2 protein-coding genes and 1 pseudogene are annotated in these 1,774 nt (G+C 48.1%); all 3 read right to left on the reverse strand.

What is annotated here, in order from left to right; translation table 11 throughout:
• On the reverse strand, positions 1–523 hold a 523-nt coding region (locus tag QCH34_RS11970; protein ID WP_300334472.1), incomplete at its 3' end, for a hypothetical protein.
• Positions 524–526: 3 nt separating this feature from the next.
• Positions 527–1,531 carry a PAS domain-containing protein gene (locus QCH34_RS11975; RefSeq protein WP_300334474.1) on the reverse strand — a complete coding sequence of 335 codons (1,005 nt, stop codon included), beginning with the start codon at positions 1,529–1,531 and terminating at the stop codon, positions 527–529.
• 62 nt (positions 1,532–1,593) lie between these two features.
• A pseudogene (locus QCH34_RS11980) lies at positions 1,594–1,774 on the reverse strand (hypothetical protein); the annotation flags it as partial.

Raw genomic sequence — 1,774 nt, forward strand, 5'->3', positions numbered from 1 at the left:
CCACTTCATCGACAATTGAACTGATCTGCGTGAGCAGGAGGGGATCAAGCCCCTTTTCAGCGCTTAAATAGACTGCCCTGATATCGAGGAGCCGGATCTTGTTTGAGATAAAATGAATGAATTTTGAGATATTAGGTGAGGAGAGGTAGATAAGGAGGGTGCTGATCGAATCAAAGATAAGTGCTGTATCTCCGTTTCTCTTCTTCAGGGCTTCTGAGATGGCAATACCGAGCTCAGTGAGATTTCCAGGATTTGAGGTGAACGTGGTATTTAGCTGTTCTTCTGGGACCTTTCCAAGCGAATATTTCGTAATCGCATCAATAAAATGGATACGATCCATTGGGATCCCGTTCTTTGTGTAGAGTTTTGTCAGGAGTGATGAGGGGATATTTGTGGTGACGATGATGCAGGCATATTCTTTGCTGGTCAGGCTTGTGACAATATCCAGATTGGTCTGTTTCATCCGGGCCGGATCAGATATATAGAGGTATATTCCCGATTCCTCTGCTTCCATTCCACCCATCCGCTACTCCTCGTCCATCAGGAATTTCCGATATGATTGTGGGATCTCATCAAGGTTGAGCACAATCGACTGCTGAAGTTCCCTGATATTTTCAATCACCTTCTCGGCGTGGCGGACCTGGATCCGAATGCTTGTATTGAGTTCTTCATCATCGATCTCACCTGCCATATGAAGATCGGTGATCTCTTCAAGCGAATGGGCAATGATTTCGATTGGGTTCTTCAAACGGAGGGCTGCTTCTGTTATGTATGCAAGGAGTGCCCGTTCAGCCTTCCTGATCTCGGTCAGATCATGCATGATAACGGCGATCCCTGTGGTGATTCCGCGTTCGTCAAGGATTGGAGAGAGTGAGAGTGAGAGTTCGATCTCTTCCCCATCTTTCCTGATACGGCGGGTTTCGATCTGTTCGACCCGCTCTCCTCTCTGTATTTTTGCCAGGGTCTCCAGATGCTGTTTTCTCAGCTCATCTGGAATGATACGCTGAATACTCTCCCCTATCATCTCCTCAGCAGTATATCCGAGTGTCTCCTCAGCACCCTTATTCCATGAGATGACATGCCCATCCGGTGTTTCGCCGATGATCGGGTCAGGTGTTGTCTCGATGATCGCTCCAAGAACCGCCCTCAGCTCGTGAATCTTTTTGATCGAGTCGATATTTGTGAGAATGTGTACAGCGCCTATGAGCTCCCCATCATCGCCTATGACCGGATCGACTGCAACCTGATACCAGTGAGGTCCAAGATTCACCGTGTAGCTCTCACGCTTCTTTGTCTTCTTTGCCTGGATGAAGGGGCATCCCCGGATATTTGCTGGTGTATGGTGGACGATCTGATAGCACCGTGATCCGACTATCTCTTCAAGCGGTTTATTGAGAAGTGTTGCAGATGCCGGGTTGGCATGAAGGATGGTGCTGTCCGGTGAAAGGTAGAAGATCGGATCTTCTATCGCATTGAAGGTGCGTTTCAGAATCTCATATTCTGATATTCCTGATATGTTCGTATCGGTCAATCGGATCCCTCTGGTATGACTATGCATCGGATTTACACATGATAAACCCTTTGGATTGTCTGTCAATTGGGGATTGTGGTGACAGCAGTCACCCGCATTGGCACCGTCCTCGTAATCCGTAGAGGCACACCTCCGGAAGGTGTGATCACAAGGGTAAACCGATTCCCCGGATGGAGAGGTTTTGGGAGTGTTATGAGGAGGTCGAATGTCTCGCCTGCATGGAGGATATCGTCATCATTTGCT

It is taken from the genome of Methanocalculus sp., from assembly GCF_029762515.1.
Lineage (GTDB): Archaea > Halobacteriota > Methanomicrobia > Methanomicrobiales > Methanocorpusculaceae > Methanocalculus.